12 protein-coding genes, 1 tRNA gene and 1 pseudogene are annotated in these 16,107 nt (G+C 68.1%); 9 read left to right on the forward strand and 5 right to left on the reverse strand.

All coding sequences use genetic code 11. The annotated features are described in order from the left end of the window. Positions 1 to 45: 45 nt before the first annotated feature. The 6 genes from ACIGXJ_RS01150 to ACIGXJ_RS01175 all read left to right on the forward strand — a co-directional run bounded on the left by ACIGXJ_RS01150 (position 46) and on the right by ACIGXJ_RS01175 (position 7,002). Positions 46 to 534, forward strand: a complete 489-nt coding sequence (locus ACIGXJ_RS01150; protein ID WP_399639877.1) for a hotdog fold thioesterase — start codon at positions 46 to 48, stop codon at positions 532 to 534. 789 nt (positions 535 to 1,323) lie between these two features. Beyond that, the gene (locus ACIGXJ_RS01155; RefSeq protein WP_399639879.1) at positions 1,324 to 2,556 is read left to right on the forward strand and encodes a branched-chain amino acid ABC transporter substrate-binding protein; all 1,233 of its coding nucleotides are present in this window, start codon (positions 1,324 to 1,326) and stop codon (positions 2,554 to 2,556) included. 112 nt (positions 2,557 to 2,668) lie between these two features. After that, complete coding sequence (locus tag ACIGXJ_RS01160) at positions 2,669 to 3,598, forward strand: branched-chain amino acid ABC transporter permease (protein ID WP_399639882.1); 930 nt, start codon at positions 2,669 to 2,671, stop codon at positions 3,596 to 3,598. A gap of 4 nt (positions 3,599 to 3,602) precedes the next feature. Beyond that, entirely contained in the window at positions 3,603 to 5,417 is a 1,815-nt protein-coding gene (locus ACIGXJ_RS01165) for a branched-chain amino acid ABC transporter permease (RefSeq protein WP_399639884.1), read from the forward strand. 5 nt (positions 5,418 to 5,422) lie between these two features. Then, entirely contained in the window at positions 5,423 to 6,289 is an 867-nt protein-coding gene (locus ACIGXJ_RS01170; protein WP_399639886.1) for an ABC transporter ATP-binding protein, read from the forward strand. After that, positions 6,286 to 7,002 carry an ABC transporter ATP-binding protein gene (locus ACIGXJ_RS01175; RefSeq protein ID WP_399639888.1) on the forward strand — a complete coding sequence of 239 codons (717 nt, stop codon included), beginning with the start codon at positions 6,286 to 6,288 and terminating at the stop codon, positions 7,000 to 7,002. The genes ACIGXJ_RS01170 and ACIGXJ_RS01175 overlap by 4 nt, the downstream gene beginning before the upstream one ends. A gap of 82 nt (positions 7,003 to 7,084) precedes the next feature. Here ACIGXJ_RS01175 and ACIGXJ_RS01180 read toward each other — a convergent pair whose 3' ends face one another. Then, positions 7,085 to 7,753, reverse strand: coding sequence for an ANTAR domain-containing response regulator (locus ACIGXJ_RS01180; protein WP_399639891.1), 669 nt, complete (start codon positions 7,751 to 7,753; stop codon positions 7,085 to 7,087). Positions 7,754 to 7,846: 93 nt separating this feature from the next. Here ACIGXJ_RS01180 and ACIGXJ_RS01185 point away from each other — a divergent pair. Together ACIGXJ_RS01185 and ACIGXJ_RS01190 are read left to right on the forward strand one after the other, a co-directional pair. Continuing rightward, positions 7,847 to 7,929 (forward strand) — tRNA-Leu (locus ACIGXJ_RS01185). 79 nt (positions 7,930 to 8,008) lie between these two features. Then, positions 8,009 to 8,796: pseudogene (locus ACIGXJ_RS01190) on the forward strand (helix-turn-helix domain-containing protein). A gap of 7 nt (positions 8,797 to 8,803) precedes the next feature. Here the strand turns inward: ACIGXJ_RS01190 and pyk are convergent. Continuing rightward, positions 8,804 to 10,234, reverse strand: coding sequence for a pyruvate kinase (gene pyk, locus ACIGXJ_RS01195; protein WP_399639893.1), 1,431 nt, complete (start codon positions 10,232 to 10,234; stop codon positions 8,804 to 8,806). A 182-nt stretch (positions 10,235 to 10,416) separates the two neighbouring features. Continuing rightward, positions 10,417 to 11,160 (reverse strand): SIMPL domain-containing protein, encoded by a 744-nt coding sequence (locus tag ACIGXJ_RS01200; protein ID WP_399639896.1) that lies wholly within the window; start codon positions 11,158 to 11,160, stop codon positions 10,417 to 10,419. A gap of 169 nt (positions 11,161 to 11,329) precedes the next feature. Between ACIGXJ_RS01200 and ACIGXJ_RS01205 the strand changes: the two genes are divergently transcribed. After that, positions 11,330 to 13,141, forward strand: a complete 1,812-nt coding sequence (locus ACIGXJ_RS01205) for a 5'-nucleotidase C-terminal domain-containing protein (protein ID WP_399639899.1) — start codon at positions 11,330 to 11,332, stop codon at positions 13,139 to 13,141. A 24-nt stretch (positions 13,142 to 13,165) separates the two neighbouring features. Here ACIGXJ_RS01205 and ACIGXJ_RS01210 read toward each other — a convergent pair whose 3' ends face one another. Next, complete coding sequence (locus ACIGXJ_RS01210) at positions 13,166 to 14,587, reverse strand: lysine N(6)-hydroxylase/L-ornithine N(5)-oxygenase family protein (protein WP_399639901.1); 1,422 nt, start codon at positions 14,585 to 14,587, stop codon at positions 13,166 to 13,168. Next, positions 14,584 to 15,951, reverse strand: coding sequence for a pyridoxal phosphate-dependent decarboxylase family protein (locus tag ACIGXJ_RS01215; protein ID WP_399639904.1), 1,368 nt, complete (start codon positions 15,949 to 15,951; stop codon positions 14,584 to 14,586). Before ACIGXJ_RS01215 ends, ACIGXJ_RS01210 begins: the two co-directional genes overlap by 4 nt. Between the last annotated feature and the right edge of the window lie 156 nt (positions 15,952 to 16,107).

Consider the following 16,107-nt stretch of genomic DNA (forward strand, 5'->3'; position numbering starts at 1 on the left):
CTCGTCAGCACGAGCCGTACTGAGCGAACGAACGGAGCCGGGCCCATGGGCGAGCAGCAGCATGTGAAGTTCCCGCAGGAGGTCATCGACGAGTACGCGGCGCTCGGTGTCGACCTGCCCGCTCTGTTCTCCGCCGGGCACCTCGGCACGCGCATGGGTGTGCAGATCCTGGAGGCGTCCGCGGAGCGGGTCGTCGGGACGATGCCGGTCGAGGGCAACACCCAGCCCTACGGCCTGCTGCACGGCGGGGCCTCCGCGGTACTGGCCGAGACTCTCGGCTCGGTGGGCTCCATGCTGCACGGCGGCGTCTCCAAGATCGCCGTCGGAGTCGACCTGAACTGCACCCATCACCGCGGGGTGCGCTCCGGGCTGGTCACCGGCGTGGCCACGCCCGTGCACCGCGGCCGGTCCACGGCGACGTACGAGATCGTGATCAGCGACGAGGAGGGGCGGCGGGTGTGCAGCGCGCGTCTGACCTGCATGCTGCGCGACGTCGGCCCCAAGGACGCCGAGCAGGTGGCCGCGGCCGACTGAGCCCCACGGCGCGACCAGGCGAGGCGCGACCAGGCGAGGCGCGGCCAGGCGAGGCGCGGCGAGGCGCGGCGCGGCGCGGCGGGACGGCAGTGCAGGGGGTGGTCGCAGACGCTGCGACCACCCCCTCTCGCGTTCCATGAGGTCCGTCCGGCCGCCATGAGACACGAGCGCGCCGCATGGAGTGCGGCGCGCCCCATGAGCCTCAACTCCCCACAGTGCACGCCCTCTTGACGTATCGTCGGCCGCGTGCGGGTGGACGCGGACCGTCACCGGATCGATCGTCCGACGCGCGCACGCTCACCGCACCCGCTGATCGAAAACGAAAAAGTGCCCCAGAACGCCGGAGTCTCTTTCCGACCCGTAACCCTGCGTAATTCACAAGCAATCAAGAGAAGCGGAAGCTGAACCTCCACCACGGGTTCCTTTTCCTACCGAACGTGGCATAATCCCCCGCCCTCTCCCCTCCGAAGTAGCCTCCGGCAACAAGTGATGTCAGGACCAAAACAAAGGAACGGTCCTGCATTCTCCGAAGGCACACCCTGGGCATTCTCACTATGCGGACACGGCGAACCGGCTGGAATTCCCCCCTTCCGCCCTCCGCGTCGCGCTCTGCGATACAGCGCGGCATAACAAGAGCGTCACAGCCTTGGCCAGACCACTCCTGGAATTCCGTCGACGCGCCTAGAGTCACGGCCAGTCACCGCGCCACCGGATTCGAAGCCACTTCGGTCCAGCGCTCGACTCGGCGCGTTCCATGGGGGGCCGCCGTGCCAGGGAAAGGACTGACTCGTGCGTCAACGTTCGCTCATAGCCATCACCGCCGCTCTCGCGGCGGGAGCGCTGACCCTTACCGCCTGTGGGTCGCGCGACGACAACAGCAACGGCAGTGGCGGCGGCGACAAGACCACCGTAGTGATCGGCCTCGACGCTCCTCTGACCGGTGACCTCTCGGCCCTCGGCCTCGGCATGCGCAATTCCGCCGACCTCGCCGCCAAGACCGCCAACAAGCAGGAGTACGTCAAGGGCATCGAGTTCAAGATCGAGCCCCTCGACGACCAGGCCCAGCCTTCCGTCGGCCAGCAGAACGCCCAGAAGTTCATCAGCAACAAGGACGTCCTCGGCGTCGTCGGCCCGCTGAACTCCAGCGTCTCCCAGCAGATGCAGAAGCCCTTCAGCGACGCCGGCCTCACCCAGATCTCCCCCGCCAACACCGGCACGGAGCTCACCCAGGGCGACGGCTGGAAGACCGGCAACTCGGTCCGCCAGTTCAAGACGTTCTTCCGCACCGCCACCACGGACGAGATCCAGGGTGCCTTCGCCGCCGAGTACCTCTACACCAAGGCCGGCAAGAAGAAGGTCTACCTGATCGACGACCAGAAGACCTACGGCGCCGGCCTGGCCGCCTCCTTCAAGGAGAACTTCACCAAGCTCGGCGGAAAGATCGTCGGCAGCGACCACATCAACCCCGACGACCGCGACTTCAACTCCGTCGTGGCCAAGATCAAGAAGACCGGCGCCGAAGCCCTCTACTACGGCGGCGAGTACCCGGCCGCCGCACCCCTGAGCCAGCAGCTCAAGGACAGCGGCCAGAACATCCCGCTCATGGGCGGCGACGGCATCTACTCCGGCGAATACCCCAAGCTCAACAAGAAGGCCGAGGGCGACCTCGCCACCTCCGTCGGCAAGCCCGTCGAGCAGCTCGACTCCGCCAAGGAGTTCATCAAGAACTACGAGGCCGGCAACTACGAGGACGCCTACGAGGCCTACGGCGGCCTCACCTACGACGCCACCTGGGCCATCATCGAGGCCGTCAAGCTGGCGGTCGAGGGCAACGACGGCAAGCTCCCCGACGACGGCCGCAAGGCGGTCCTCGACGCCATGGCCAAGGTCAAGTTCGACGGCGTCACCGGCACCATCTCCTTCGACGAGTTCGGTGACACCACCAACACGCTGATGACCGCCTACAAGGTCACCAAGGGCGCCTGGGCGCCCGAGTACAGCGGCGCCCCCAAGGTGGGCTGACCAGGGGACGAGTGAAGAGACCCCACCTCACACATTGATCCAGGCCGCGCGGGAGCGCCCACCAGCGCTCCCGCGCGGCGCCATATCCGAACCACTCCACGGAGGCCCTGCGGTGAACGAACTGCCGCAACAGCTGGCCAATGGACTCATCCTCGGCGCGATGTACGGACTCATCGCGATCGGCTACACGATGGTCTACGGCATCGTCCAGCTCATCAACTTCGCCCACGGCGAGATCTTCATGGTCGGGGGCTTCGGGGCCCTCACCGTCTGGCTCGTACTCCCCGACGGCTTCGGCCTCGGCGCAGCAGTACCCCTCATGATCGTCGGCGGCATCGTCGTCTCGGTCGCCGTCGCCACCGCGGCGGAACGGTTCGCCTACCGGCCGCTGCGCACCGCACCACGACTCGCACCCCTCATCACCGCCATCGGCCTGTCCATCGTCCTCCAGCAGGCCGTATGGATGTGGTACCCGAACGCCAAGAAGGACCACCCCTTCCCGCAGTTCCAGGGCGAGCCCTTCGAATTCCTCGGTGCCACCATCCAGCGCGGCGACGTCTTCGTCCTGATCGCGGCCCCGCTCTGCATGGTCGCCCTCGGCTTCTTCGTCACCAAGACCCGCTCCGGGCGCGGCATGCAGGCCACCGCGCAGGACCCCGACACCGCCAAGCTGATGGGCATCAACACCGACCGCATCATCGTCATGGCCTTCGCCATCGGTGCCGCGTTCGCCGCCGTCGCCGCCGTCGCCTACGGCCTCAAGAACGGCCAGGTCGGCTTCCGCATGGGCTTCCTGATGGGCCTCAAGGCCTTCACCGCAGCCGTCCTCGGCGGCATCGGCAACATCTACGGCGCCATGCTCGGCGGCATCGTCCTCGGCGTCGCCGAATCCCTCGCCACCGGCTACATCGGCGACATCCCCGGCATGGACCTCTTCGGCGGCGGCGCCTGGAAGGACGTCTGGGCCTTCGCCCTGCTCATCCTCGTTCTGCTCTTCCGGCCACAGGGCCTGCTCGGCGAACGCGTCGCGGATCGGGCGTGATCACATGACCAACGAAACGATCAACACCACCAAAGTGCCCGCATCGGAAGCCACCGCGCTCATCCCGATGCCGCCCACCGCGGCCCGCGCGATCACCCTCGCCGGCTCCGCCATCGCCCTCGCGGGCACCTTCCTCGCCTGGACCTGGACCGAGGAATTCCCCGGAAACCTCACCGTCACCGGATACCCGGGCGGCCTGCAGGTGCTCACGCTCGTGGGAGCACTCCTCACGCTGCTCCTCACCCTCTCCGGCTACGGCATCCGAGGCCTGCGCTGGCTCACCCCCGGCGGCACCAACAGCCCCGTCCGACTGATGGCCCTCGGCGTCCTCGGCACCACCGGCTACGCCATCGGCGCCATCAGCTACGAACTCGGCGGCATCGTCAACCTCGAACCCGGCGCCTACGTCTCCGGCACCGGCGCCCTCCTCGCGGTCATCGGCGCCTTCTGCCTCCCCGCAGACCAGCCCTACACCGGCCAGGACCCCGACCCCAGCCCCTGGACCGTCCTGCGCCACGTACTCAGCGCCCCCGAACCCGGCCGCGCCAAGGAACTCCCCTCCTGGGCCGAGATCCTGCTCATCGCCGCGGGCTTCGGCATCGGCCTGTACGTCTTCGCCTACGGCATCAGCACCGAGTACTCCGAACTCTTCATCGGCTTCCTCGTCGTCGCCGCCTTCGGCTTCGCCGCCATCTCCCGCGCAGGCCTGCTCAAGCGGCTCTCGGCCCTCACCGCCAAGCACCGCAACGTCGCCATGACAGCAGCCTTCGTCGCAGCGATCTGCTTCCCGTTCACCCAGACGAACGATCAGTTCGCCCTGATCGGAGCGAACATCCTCATCTTCGCCACCGTCGCCCTGGGCCTGAACGTCGTCGTCGGCCTCGCCGGCCTCCTCGACCTCGGATACGTCGCCTTCCTCGGCGTCGGCGCCTACGCCGCCGCCCTGGTCTCCGGCTCCCCCCAGTCGACCATCGGCGTCCACTTCCCGTTCTGGGCGGCCGTCCTCACCGGCGCCCTCGCCTCGCTGATCTTCGGCGTGGTGATCGGCGCACCCACCCTGCGACTGCGCGGCGACTACCTCGCCATCGTCACGCTCGGCTTCGGTGAGATCTTCCGCATCACCATGAACAACCTCAACGGCAACAGCGGACCCGACGTCACCAACGGCTCCAACGGCATCCCGAACATCCCCGACCTCGAGATCCTCGGGTTCAACCTCGGCCTGCCGCACGACGTCCTCGGCCACGAGCTCACCCGCTCCGGCAACTACTACCTGCTGATGCTCCTGTGCACGGCCATCGTCGTCATGGTCTTCCGCCGCTCCGCGGAATCCCGCATCGGCCGCGCCTGGGTCGCCATCCGCGAGGACGAGACCGCCGCCACCGCCATGGGCATCAACGGCTTCCGCCTCAAGCTCCTCGCCTTCGCCCTCGGCGCCTCCCTCGCCGGCCTCGCCGGCACGGTCCAGGCCCACGTCTCCTACAGCGTCACCCCCGAGCAGTACCAGTTCGCCGGCTCCGTGCCGCCCAACTCGGCCTTCCTGCTCGCCGCCGTCATCCTCGGCGGCATGGGCACCATCAGCGGACCCCTCATCGGCGCCGCCCTGCTCTACCTCATCCCGGCCAAGCTCCAGTTCATGGCCGAGTACCAGCTCCTCCTCTTCGGCGTCGCGCTCATGCTCCTCATGCGCTTCCGCCCCGAGGGCCTGGTCGCCGACCGCAGGAAGCAGCTCGAATTCCACGAGACCGGACAGCTCGACGTACCGGAGGACAAACCGCTGCCCGAAGGCGCGACCGGCGTCGCGAAGGCAGGTGCCTGACCGCCATGACCACCACCGCAACCACCACCACGAAGGTCCTCGACGCCACCGACGTCACCATGCGCTTCGGCGGCCTCACCGCCGTACGCTCCGTCGACCTCACCGTCAACACCGGCGAGATCGTCGGCCTCATCGGACCCAACGGCGCCGGCAAGACCACCTTCTTCAACTGCCTCACCGGCCTGTACGTCCCGACCGAGGGCACCGTCAGGTACAAGGACACCGTCCTGCCGCCCAAGCCGCACCTGGTCACCCAGGCCGGCATCGCCCGCACCTTCCAGAACATCCGGCTCTTCGCCAACATGACCGTCCTGGAAAACGTGCTCGTAGGACGCCACACCCGCACCAAGGAAGGCCTCTGGTCCGCCCTCCTGCGCCTCCCCGGCTTCAAGAAGGCCGAGGAGGAGTCCCGCGAACGCGCCATGGAACTCCTCGAGTTCACCGGACTCGCCGCCAAGGCCGACCACCTCGCCCGCAACCTGCCCTACGGCGAACAGCGCAAGCTGGAGATCGCCCGCGCACTGGCGAGCGAGCCCGGCCTGCTCCTCCTCGACGAGCCCACCGCCGGCATGAACCCGCAGGAGACCCGGGCGGCCGAAGAACTCATCTTCGCCATCCGGGACAAGGGCATCGCCGTCCTCGTCATCGAGCACGACATCCGGTTCATCATGAACCTCTGCGACCGCGTCGCCGTGCTCGTCCAGGGCGAGAAGATCGTCGAAGGCCCCGCCGAAGTCGTCCAGGCCGACGAACGCGTCATCGCCGCCTACCTCGGCACCCCCTTCGAGGGCGAACCGGGCACCGCGGAAGCCGCCGAAGTCCAGGCCGCGGAGACCGACGCGCAGAGCACCACGGAAGGGGACGACAAGTGACCGCACTGCTCGAGGTCGAAGACCTCAGGGTCGCCTACGGCAAGATCGAAGCCGTCAAAGGCATCTCCTTCAAGGTCGAAGCAGGCGAAGTCGTCACCCTGATCGGCACCAACGGCGCCGGCAAGACCACGACCCTGCGCACCCTCTCCGGACTGCTCCAGCCCCTCTCCGGCGACATCCGCTTCGACGGCAAGTCGCTCAAGAAGGTCCCCGCCCACAAGGTCGTCTCCCTGGGACTCGCCCACTCCCCCGAGGGGCGGCACATCTTCCCCCGCATGACGATCGAGGACAACCTCCGCCTCGGCGCCTTCCTCCGCAACGACAAGGAAGGCATCGAAAAGGACATCCAGCGCGCCTACGACCTCTTCCCCATCCTCGGGGAACGCAGAAAGCAGGCCGCCGGAACCCTCTCGGGCGGCGAACAGCAGATGCTCGCCATGGGACGCGCCCTCATGTCCCGCCCCAAGCTCCTGATGCTCGACGAACCCTCCATGGGCCTGTCACCGATCATGATGCAGAAGATCATGGCCACCATCCAGGAACTCAAGTCCCAGGGCACCACCATCCTGCTCATCGAGCAGAACGCCCAGGCCGCCCTGTCCCTCGCGGACCACGGCCACGTCATGGAGGTCGGCAAGATCGTCCTCTCCGGCACGGGCCGCGACCTGCTCCACGACGAGTCCGTCCGCAAGGCGTACCTCGGCGAGGACTAAAAGGGTCCCGTACGTGAATGAGGCCCGCGTCCCCTGCCTTCGCAGGGGGCGCGGGCCTCAGCCACATCCGCCGTCGCGGGACTCAGCCCTTGTCGGAGGCCTTCGCCGCCTTCTTCTCCTCGGCGTCCTGAATGACCGCCTCGGCGACCTGCTGCATCGACATGCGCCGGTCCATCGAGGTCTTCTGGATCCACCGGAACGCCGCCGGCTCGGTCAGGCCGTACTCCGTCTGCAGGATCGACTTCGCCCGGTCCACCAGCTTGCGCGTCTCCAGGCGCAGAGTGAGGTCGGCGACCTCCTTCTCCAGCTCCTTCAGCTGCGTGTACCGGGACACGGCCATCTCGATCGCCGGGACGACGTCGCTCTTGCTGAAGGGCTTCACGAGGTACGCCATGGCGCCGGCGTCCCGCGCACGCTCGACGAGGTCGCGCTGCGAGAAGGCGGTGAGCATCAGGACGGGCGCGATCGACTCCTCGGTGATCTTCTCCGCCGCGGAGATGCCGTCGAGCTTGGGCATCTTCACATCGAGGATCACGAGGTCCGGCTTGTGCTCACGGGCCAGCTCGACGGCCTGCTCGCCGTCACCGGCCTCACCGACGACCGTGTAACCCTCCTCTTCGAGCATCTCCTTGAGGTCGAGGCGGATGAGGGCCTCGTCCTCGGCGATGACGACACGGGTCGTCAGCGGAGGCACGTGCGACTTGTCGTCGTCGGGCGCGTCTACGGGCTGGGGCGACTCGGGGGCGGTCACGGGGGCTCCTTGTTCAGGCAGGGGTACTGCTGACAAGAGCCTACCTAGCTGCGGCGCAGTAAGGTCACCCGGTACACTCCTCTGGGGTTGTCAGCCGGGTTGGCGGAATGGCAGACGCTGATGTCTCAAACACATCTGTCCGAAAGGACGTGCGGGTTCGAATCCCGCACCCGGCACCGTAAGCGGAGGCTCACGTTCTCGTGAACCTCCGCTTTTTGTTGCACAGCGCGTCGATCAGTAACGCAGTGTTGTCGCATGAACTTCCACGGCACAAACGTGCGACAGAAGGCGCTCACGCTGCTACGCAACGGCGTAAGGAACGCGGACGTAGCCCGCGAACTGAACATCCCCATGGGGACGATTGGCTACTGGAAGCACCAGGACCGAGCGAAGCGCGGCGAGTGTCCGGGCAGGCATGACCCCCCATGCCCGCGGTGCGACGGGCGCGACCTGAACGAGCCCTCTTACAGCTACCTTCTGGGCCTGTACCTCGGCGACGGGCACATCAGCCGTTACTCGCAGCATCGCGTACCGAGCCTGATGATCGCCTGCACCCAGTCATGGCCTGGTCTCATGGACGCCTGTGAAAAGGCCATGCGCGCAGTGTTCCCCGACAACAGCGTCTGTCGAGTCCGCAGGACCGGGTGCAGCAACGTCAAGGTCTACTCTCAGCACCTCCAGTGCCTCTTCCCCCAGCACGGCCCAGGCCGGAAACACGAGCGCCTCATCGCCCTCGAACCCTGGCAGCAGGCCATCGTCGACGCCCACCCCTGGGACTTCATCCGCGGCCTCATTCACTCCGACGGCTGCCGTATCACAACTGGACGACCAGGATGGTCGGCGGCGAGCGCAAGCGCTACGAGTACCCCCGGTACTTCTTCACCAACAAGTCCGACGACATCCGGAAGCTGTTCACCGACACCCTCGACAAGGTGGGCGTCGAGTGGACGGTACTGGCACGCGGGGCCAACCCATGGAACATCTCAGTCGCCCGCAAAGCCTCAGTAGCTCTCCTCGACGCCCACGTGGGCCCCAAACACTGAGCCCCGCCTACCGGGACGCCTCTCCGATGTGGTGCACCCGGACCATGTTGGTCGTGCCGGACACCCCCGGCGGGGAGCCGGCCGTGATGACGACCATGTCGCCCGGCCGGCAGCGGCCGTACTTGAGGAGGAGTTCGTCCACCTGGTCGACCATCGCGTCGGTGGAGTCGACGCTCGGGCCGAGGTACGTCTCCACGCCCCAGGTGAGGCTGAGCTGGGAGCGGGTGGCCGGGTCGGGGGTGAAGGCGAGGACGGGGATCGGGGAGCGGTAGCGGGAGAGGCGGCGGGCGGTGTCGCCGGACTGGGAGCAGGCGACGAGGAACTTGGCGCCGAGGAAGTCGCCCATCTCGGCGGCGGCTCGGGCGACGGCGCCGCCTTGGGTGCGGGGCTTGTTGCGTTCGTTGAGCGGTGGCAGTCCCTTGGCGAGCATGTCTTCTTCGGCCGCTTCGACGATGCGGGCCATCGTCTTGACCGTTTCGATCGGGTACTTGCCGACGCTGGTCTCGCCGGACAGCATCACGGCGTCGGTGCCGTCGATGACGGCGTTGGCGACGTCGCTGGCCTCGGCCCTGGTCGGGCGTGAGTTGTCGATCATCGAGTCGAGCATCTGTGTCGCTACGATCACCGGCTTGGCGTTTCGCTTGGCGAGTTTGATGGCGCGCTTCTGGACGAGCGGCACTTGTTCGAGCGGCATTTCGACGCCGAGGTCGCCGCGGGCGACCATGATGCCGTCGAAGGCGGCGACGATGTCGTCGATGGCGTCGACGGCCTGGGGTTTCTCGACCTTGGCGATGACGGGGAGGCGGCGGCCTTCTTCGGCCATGATGCGGTGGACGTCGTCGGCGTCGCGTCCGCTGCGGACGAAGGAGAGGGCGATGACGTCGAAGCCGGTGCGCAGGGCCCAGCGGAGGTCTTCCTCGTCCTTGTCGGAGAGTGCGGGGACGGAGACGGCGGCGCCGGGGAGGTTGAGGCCTTTGTGGTCGGAGACCATGCCGCCTTCGATGACGGTGGTGTGGACGCGGGGTCCGTCGACGGAGGTGACTTCGAGGCAGACTTTGCCGTCGTCGACGAGGATGCGTTCGCCGGGGGTGACGTCGGCGGCGAGGCCTTTGTAGGTGGTTCCGCAGTGTTCGCGGTCGCCGGTGGCGTCGTGGTCGACGGTGATGGTGAAGGTGTCTCCGCGTTCGAGGAGCACGGGTCCTTCGGTGAATCGGCCGAGGCGGATCTTCGGGCCCTGAAGGTCGGCGAGGAGGCCGACGCTGCGGCCGGTCTCGTCGGCGGCCTTGCGGACGTGCCGGTAACGCTCCTCGTGTTCGGCGTGGGTGCCGTGGCTGAGGTTGAATCGGGCGACGTCCATTCCGGCTTCGACCAGGGCTTTGATCTGGTCGTAGGTGTCGGTGGCGGGGCCCAGGGTACAGACGATCTTCGCTCGGCGCATGGCCTGAGCCTATGCCTTACCGGTGGGTAGAGAATTGGTCGGGCGTGACCACTCAACAACCTTTGAATGAAGGGGTGTTGACAAGTGTTGCATTGTGCGGTGGCCCGCTCTGATGAGCATTTCGCGGGTGTCCCGACGGGATTTCCGTCCGGTATTCGAATTCCGCTTCTGTGAATGATTTTCTACAGCCGGGGCGGGTGCATGGTAAATCGTGCGTTGACGGCGGCGTAGACGTGCTGGCGTTCGGGTTCCAGATCGAGTGGGGCGGCGCCTGTGTCGGCTTCCGCGGCCATGGCGTAGGCGGCGGAGCGCATGCGGCCGGGGGCGGGTGGGTGGGCGGTGGGGCTCTCGGCGCCGATGTCGGCGAGTTCGACGAGTGCGGCGAGGGTGGTGCCGAGGGCTTCGGCGTATTCGCGGGCGCGCTGGACGGCTTCGCGGACGGCTTGCGCGCGGGCGTCGCGGTGGGCGGGTGAGCCTGGGCGCAGGGTCCACCGGGGGCCGTCGATGTGGGTGAGGTCGAGGTCGGCGAGGCGGGTGGTGAGTTCGCCGAGGGCGGTGAAGTCGGCGAGTTCGGCGGTGATGCGGACGGCGCCGTGGTAGGTGCGAATGCGTTCGCCGCGGCCGTGTCGGGTGAGTTCGGGGGTGATGGAGAAGGCGCCGGTCTCGAGGCGTTCGACGGCGTCGCCGTAGTTCTTGACGAGGTCGAGGACGGTGGTGTTGCGGCGGGTGAGGTCGTCGAGCGCGGTGCGGCGGTCGCGGCCTCGGGCGGTGACGGTGATGCCGAGGCGGGCGATCTCGGGGTCGACTTCGAGGTGGGCTTCGCCGCGGACGGCGATGCGGGGTGCGTCGGGTGTGCCGTAGGGCGGGTGGGGGCCGGGCAGTTGGGTGGTGGGCGGGTGGGGGTCGGCGGCCTCGGGTGTGGTCATACGTCCTACTCTGTCACCGATCGGACCGGTCGTGGTTGTTCGTTCAGCGGTCGGGTCACTCAATCGCAACCTGCTGGGTCTATTGCTGCTTGCTGTGGGCGGGTCAGAATCTACGCGCGTTATCTACGCGCGTTGTGACCGTTTCGCGTGGCCTGAGGAGAGTTCGAACATGGGGCTGGACCGCCGGAAGTTTCTGAAGAAGTCCGCTGTGACCGGGGCCGGTGTGGCGCTGGCCGGTACGGCGGCGGTTCCCGCCGCGCAGGCGGCGGAGAGCGTGCCGGCGGCCAGGGGGGGCCGGGAGAAGCGGTACTCGCTGACGGTCATGGGCACGACCGATCTGCACGGCAACGTCTTCAACTGGGACTACTTCAAGGACACGGAGTACTCCGACGCGAAGGGCAACGCCAAGGGTCTGGCGCGGATCTCGACGCTGGTGGAGCAGGTGCGTGAGGAGAAGGGCCGCTGCAACACCCTGCTGCTGGATGCCGGTGACACGATCCAGGGCACTCCGCTGACGTACTACTACGCGAAGGTGGACCCGATCACCGCCGAGGGTGGTCCGGTGCATCCGATGGCGCAGGCGATGAACGCGATCGGGTACGACGCGGTGGCGCTGGGCAACCACGAGTTCAACTACGGCATCGAGACGTTGCGCAAGTTCGAGGAGCAGTGCGACTTCCCGCTGCTGGGTGCGAACGCGGTGGACGCGAAGACGCTGCGGCCGGCGTTCCCGCCGTACTTCATGAAGACCTTCCCCGTGAAGGGTGCGCGGCCGGTGAAGGTGGCGGTGCTGGGGCTGACGAACCCGGGCATCGCGATCTGGGACAAGGCGTACGTGCAGGGCAAGCTGGCGTTCCCGGGGCTGGAGGAGCAGGCGGCCAAGTGGGTGCCGAAGCTGAAGTCGATGGGCGCGGACGTGGTGATCGTGTCGGCGCACAGTGGTTCGTCGGGTACGTCGTCGTACGGTGACCAGTTGCCGTACGTGGAGAACGCGGCGGCGAACGTGGCGCGGCTGGTGCCGGACATCGACGCGATCCTGGTGGGTCACGCGCATGTGGAGATCCCGGAGCTGAGGGTCGTCAACGAGCAGACCGGGAAGACGGTCGTGCTGTCGGAGCCGCTGTGCTACGCGGAGCGGCTGACCCTGTTCGACATCGATCTAGTGTTCCGCAAGGGGCGTTGGGTGGTCGAGTCGGTGGCGGCGTCGCTGCGCAACTCGAACTCGGTGGCGGACGACCCGGAGATCTCGAAGCTGCTGGACGACGAGCACGCGAAGGTCGTGGAGTACGTCAACCAGGTGGTCGGTACGGCCACTGAGACGCTCACGACGGTCGAAGCGCGGTACAAGGACGCTCCGATCATCGATCTGATCACGAGGGTTCAGGAGGACGTGGTCCGTGCGGCGCTCGCGGGCACGGAGTACGCGTCGCTGCCGGTGATCTCGCAGGCGTCGCCGTTCTCGCGGACGTCGGAGATTCCGGCGGGCGAGGTGACGATCCGGGATCTGTCGAGTCTGTACGTGTATGACAACACGCTGGTGGCGAAGCTGATGACGGGTGCGCAGCTGAAGGCGTACCTGGAGTATTCGGCGGAGTATTTCGTGCAGACGCCGGCCGGTGCGCCGGTGGATGTGGAGAAGCTGACGAACGCGAACAACCGGCCGGACTACAACTACGACTATGTGTCGGGGTTGTCCTACGAGATCGACATCGCCCAGCCGGCCGGTTCGCGGATCAGGAATCTGACGTACGACGGTGGCGTGCTGGACGATGCGCAGAGGTTCGTGTTCGCGGTGAACAACTACCGTGCGAACGGTGGTGGGGCGTTCCCGCATGTGGCGTCGGCGCAGGAGCTGTGGTCGGAGTCGACGGAGATCCGGACGCGGATCGCGGAGTGGGTGACCGCGAAGGGTGTGCTGGATCCGAAGGACTTCGCGTCGGTGGACTGGAAGCTGACGCGTGAGGGCACGCCGGTGTTCTGAGTCTTGCGCTGAGGTGTGACGGCCTCAGGTTCCGTCCGCGAGGGGGATGAGTTCCCTCGGCTGTCGTGCGGGCGGGATCTGGGGCTGTCGTTGTTCCAGGCCGAAGGTGGTGAAGGCGGTTCGGTCGGGCTGGGGGTAGGGCTCTTTTCCGGTGAGGGTGTTGAGGATGTCGGCGCTGCGCCAGGCGGCGAGGCCGAGGTCGGGGGCGCCGACGCCGTGGGTGTGGCGTTCGGCGTTCTGGACGTAGATGGTGCAGCCGGCGCCGCTGACGGAGGGGTCGAGGACCAGGCGGAAGTGTTCGTCGATGCGGGGGCGTTCGCTGCTGTCGCGGCGCAGGTAGGGGTCGAGGGCGGCGAGGAGCGGGCTGAGGGGGCGTTCGCGGTAGCCGGTGGCGAGGACGACGGCGTCGGTGGTGAGGCGGCTGCGGGTGCCTTGTTCGAGGTGTTCGAGGTGGAGTTCGACTTTGGTGGTGGCGATCCGTCCGGCGGTGCGGACGTGGACGCCGGGGGTGAGGACGGTGTCGGGCCAGCCGCCGTGGAGGCTGCGGCGGTAGAGCTCGTCGTGGATGGCGGCGAGGGTGTCGGCGTCGATGGCTTTGTGCAGTTGCCATTGTGCGGCGACGAGTTTGTCGCGGACGGGTTCGGCGAGGGCGTGGAAGTAGCGGGTGTAGTCGGGGGTGAAGTGTTCCAGGCCGAGCTTGGAGTACTCCATGGGGGCGAAGGCGGGGGTGCGGCCGAGCCAGTGGAGGCGTTCGTGGCCGGGTGGGCGGTGGCGGAGGAGGTCGAGGAAGATTTCGGCGCCGGACTGTCCTGAGCCGATGACGGTGACGTGGTCGGCTTTGAGGAGGGCGTCGCGGTGGTCGCGGTAGTGGGCTGCGTGCAGGACGGGGACGCCGGGGGCGTCGGCGAGGGGTTTGAGGGGTTCGGGGACGTAGGGCTCGGTGCCGATGCCCAGGGCGATGTTCTTGGTGGTGGTGCGGCCGAGGGCTTCGGCTTCGCCGTCGGCGTCGAGTTGGGTGTAGTCGACTTCGAAGACGTCGCGTTCGGGGTTGAAGCGGACGGCGTCGACCTGGTGGCGGAAGTGGAGGCCGGGGAGGTTCTCGGCGACCCAGCGGCAGTAGGCGTCGTATTCGGCGCGCTGGATGTGGAAGCGCTCGGCGAAGTAGAAGGGGAAGAGCCGTCGGCGGGTCTTGAGGTAGTTGAGGAAGGTCCAGGGGCTGGTGGGGTCGGTGAGGGTGACCAGGTCGGCGAGGAAGGGGACCTGGATGGTGGCGCCGTCGATGAGCAGTCCGGGGTGCCAGTCGAAGGTGGGGCGTTGTTCGTAGAAGACGGCGTCGAGTTCGGCGAGTGGGTGGGCGAGGGCGGCGAGGGAGAGGTTGGCGGGGCCGATGCCGATGCCGACGAGGTCGCGTGGGGTGTCGGTGTCGGGGTGTGGGAGGCGGTTCATGGGGTGGTGTGTCCTTCCACGAGCTTGAGCAGTGCGGCCAGGTCGTCGGGCCGGGTGTGGGGGTTGAGGAGGGTGGCCTTGAGCCAGAGGCGGCCTCCTTGGTGGGCCCGGCCGAGGACGGCGCGGCCGTCGGTGAGGAGCCTGCGGCGTACGGCGGCGACGGTGTCGTCGTCGGCGTGTGCGGGTCTGAAGAGGACGGTGCTGATGGTGGGCCGGTCGTACAGCTCGAAGCCGGGGTGCGCTGTGATCAGGTCGGCGAGCTGTTCTGCTCGTTCGCACACGGTGTCGACGAGCGTGCCGAGTCCGCTGCGGCCGAGGGTTTTCAGGGTGACGGCGATCTTGAGGATGTCGGGGCGTCGGGTGGTGCGCAGGGAGCGGCCGAGGAGGTCGGGGAGGCCGGCTCGGCTGTCGTCGTCGGCGTTGAGGTAGGCGGCACGCTGGTGCAGGGCGGTGAGGTCGTGTGTGTCGCGTACGGCGAGGAGTCCGGCGGCGACTGGTTGCCAGCCGAGTTTGTGCAGGTCGAGGGCGACGGTGTGGGCGGTGTCGAGGCCGTCGAGGAGGTGGCGGCGGCGGTCGCTGAACAGCAGTGGTCCGCCGTAGGCGGCGTCGATGTGCAGGCGGGCGCCGTGGACGCGGCAGAGTGCGGCGATGTCGTGGAGGGGGTCGATGAGTCCTGCGTCGGTGGTGCCGGCGGTGGCGGCGACGAGGCGGGGGCCGGTGAGGTGGTGCAGGGCGGCGGCGAGGGCGGCGGGGTCGAGGGTGCCGGCGGGTGCGGGGACGATGACCGGTTCGGGCAGGCCGAGCAGCCATGCTGCGCGCTTGAGCGAATGATGTGCGTTCGCTCCGCAGATGAGTCGGGTGTTGCCGCCGTGTGCCTCTCGGGCGAGGAGAAGGGCGAGGTGGTTGGCCTCGGTGCCGCCGGTGGTGACGAGGGCGTCGCCGCTGCGGCCGGGGAAGACCTGGTCGGCCAGGGCGCGAGTGACGAGGGTTTCGAGCTCGGAGGCGGCCGGGGCCTGGTCCCAGGAGTCCAGTGACGGGTTGAGGGCGCAGGCGGCGAGGTCGGCGGCGGTGGCGACGGCGAGCGGCGCGCAGTGCAGGTGGGCGGCGCACAGCGGGTCGGCGGGGTCGGCGGCGCCTTCGGCGAGGGCGTGGACGAGTGTGCCGAGGGCTTCGGGGTCGCCGTGGTCGGGCAGGACGTCGCCGACGGCGGTACGCAGGCGTGCGGCGGTGGTGTGGGGGCCGCCGGCGGGGAGGGGTCCGCCGCGGGCGCGGCGGCCGGTGTCGAGCGCGTCGAGGACGGTGTCGAGCAGCGGCCTCAGGGCGTCGGTGCCGTGGGGGCCTGAGGCGAGGGGTGGCGTGCTCATGGCCGGGCTTCCTCCTCGGGCGCGCTGCGGGGGGATTCCCAGCTTGTAGGGGGCGGGTGCGGCGCGTCCGGTGAGCCCGGGGATCGGAACCCGAAAGGGGGTACTTCCGTGCGGGGAGGGCGTTTCGGGTGTAAGGCGGTGTCCCGGGGAGGGGTG

It is taken from the genome of Streptomyces sp. NPDC053367 (assembly GCF_044545925.1).
Classification (GTDB): Bacteria; Actinomycetota; Actinomycetes; order Streptomycetales; family Streptomycetaceae; genus Streptomyces.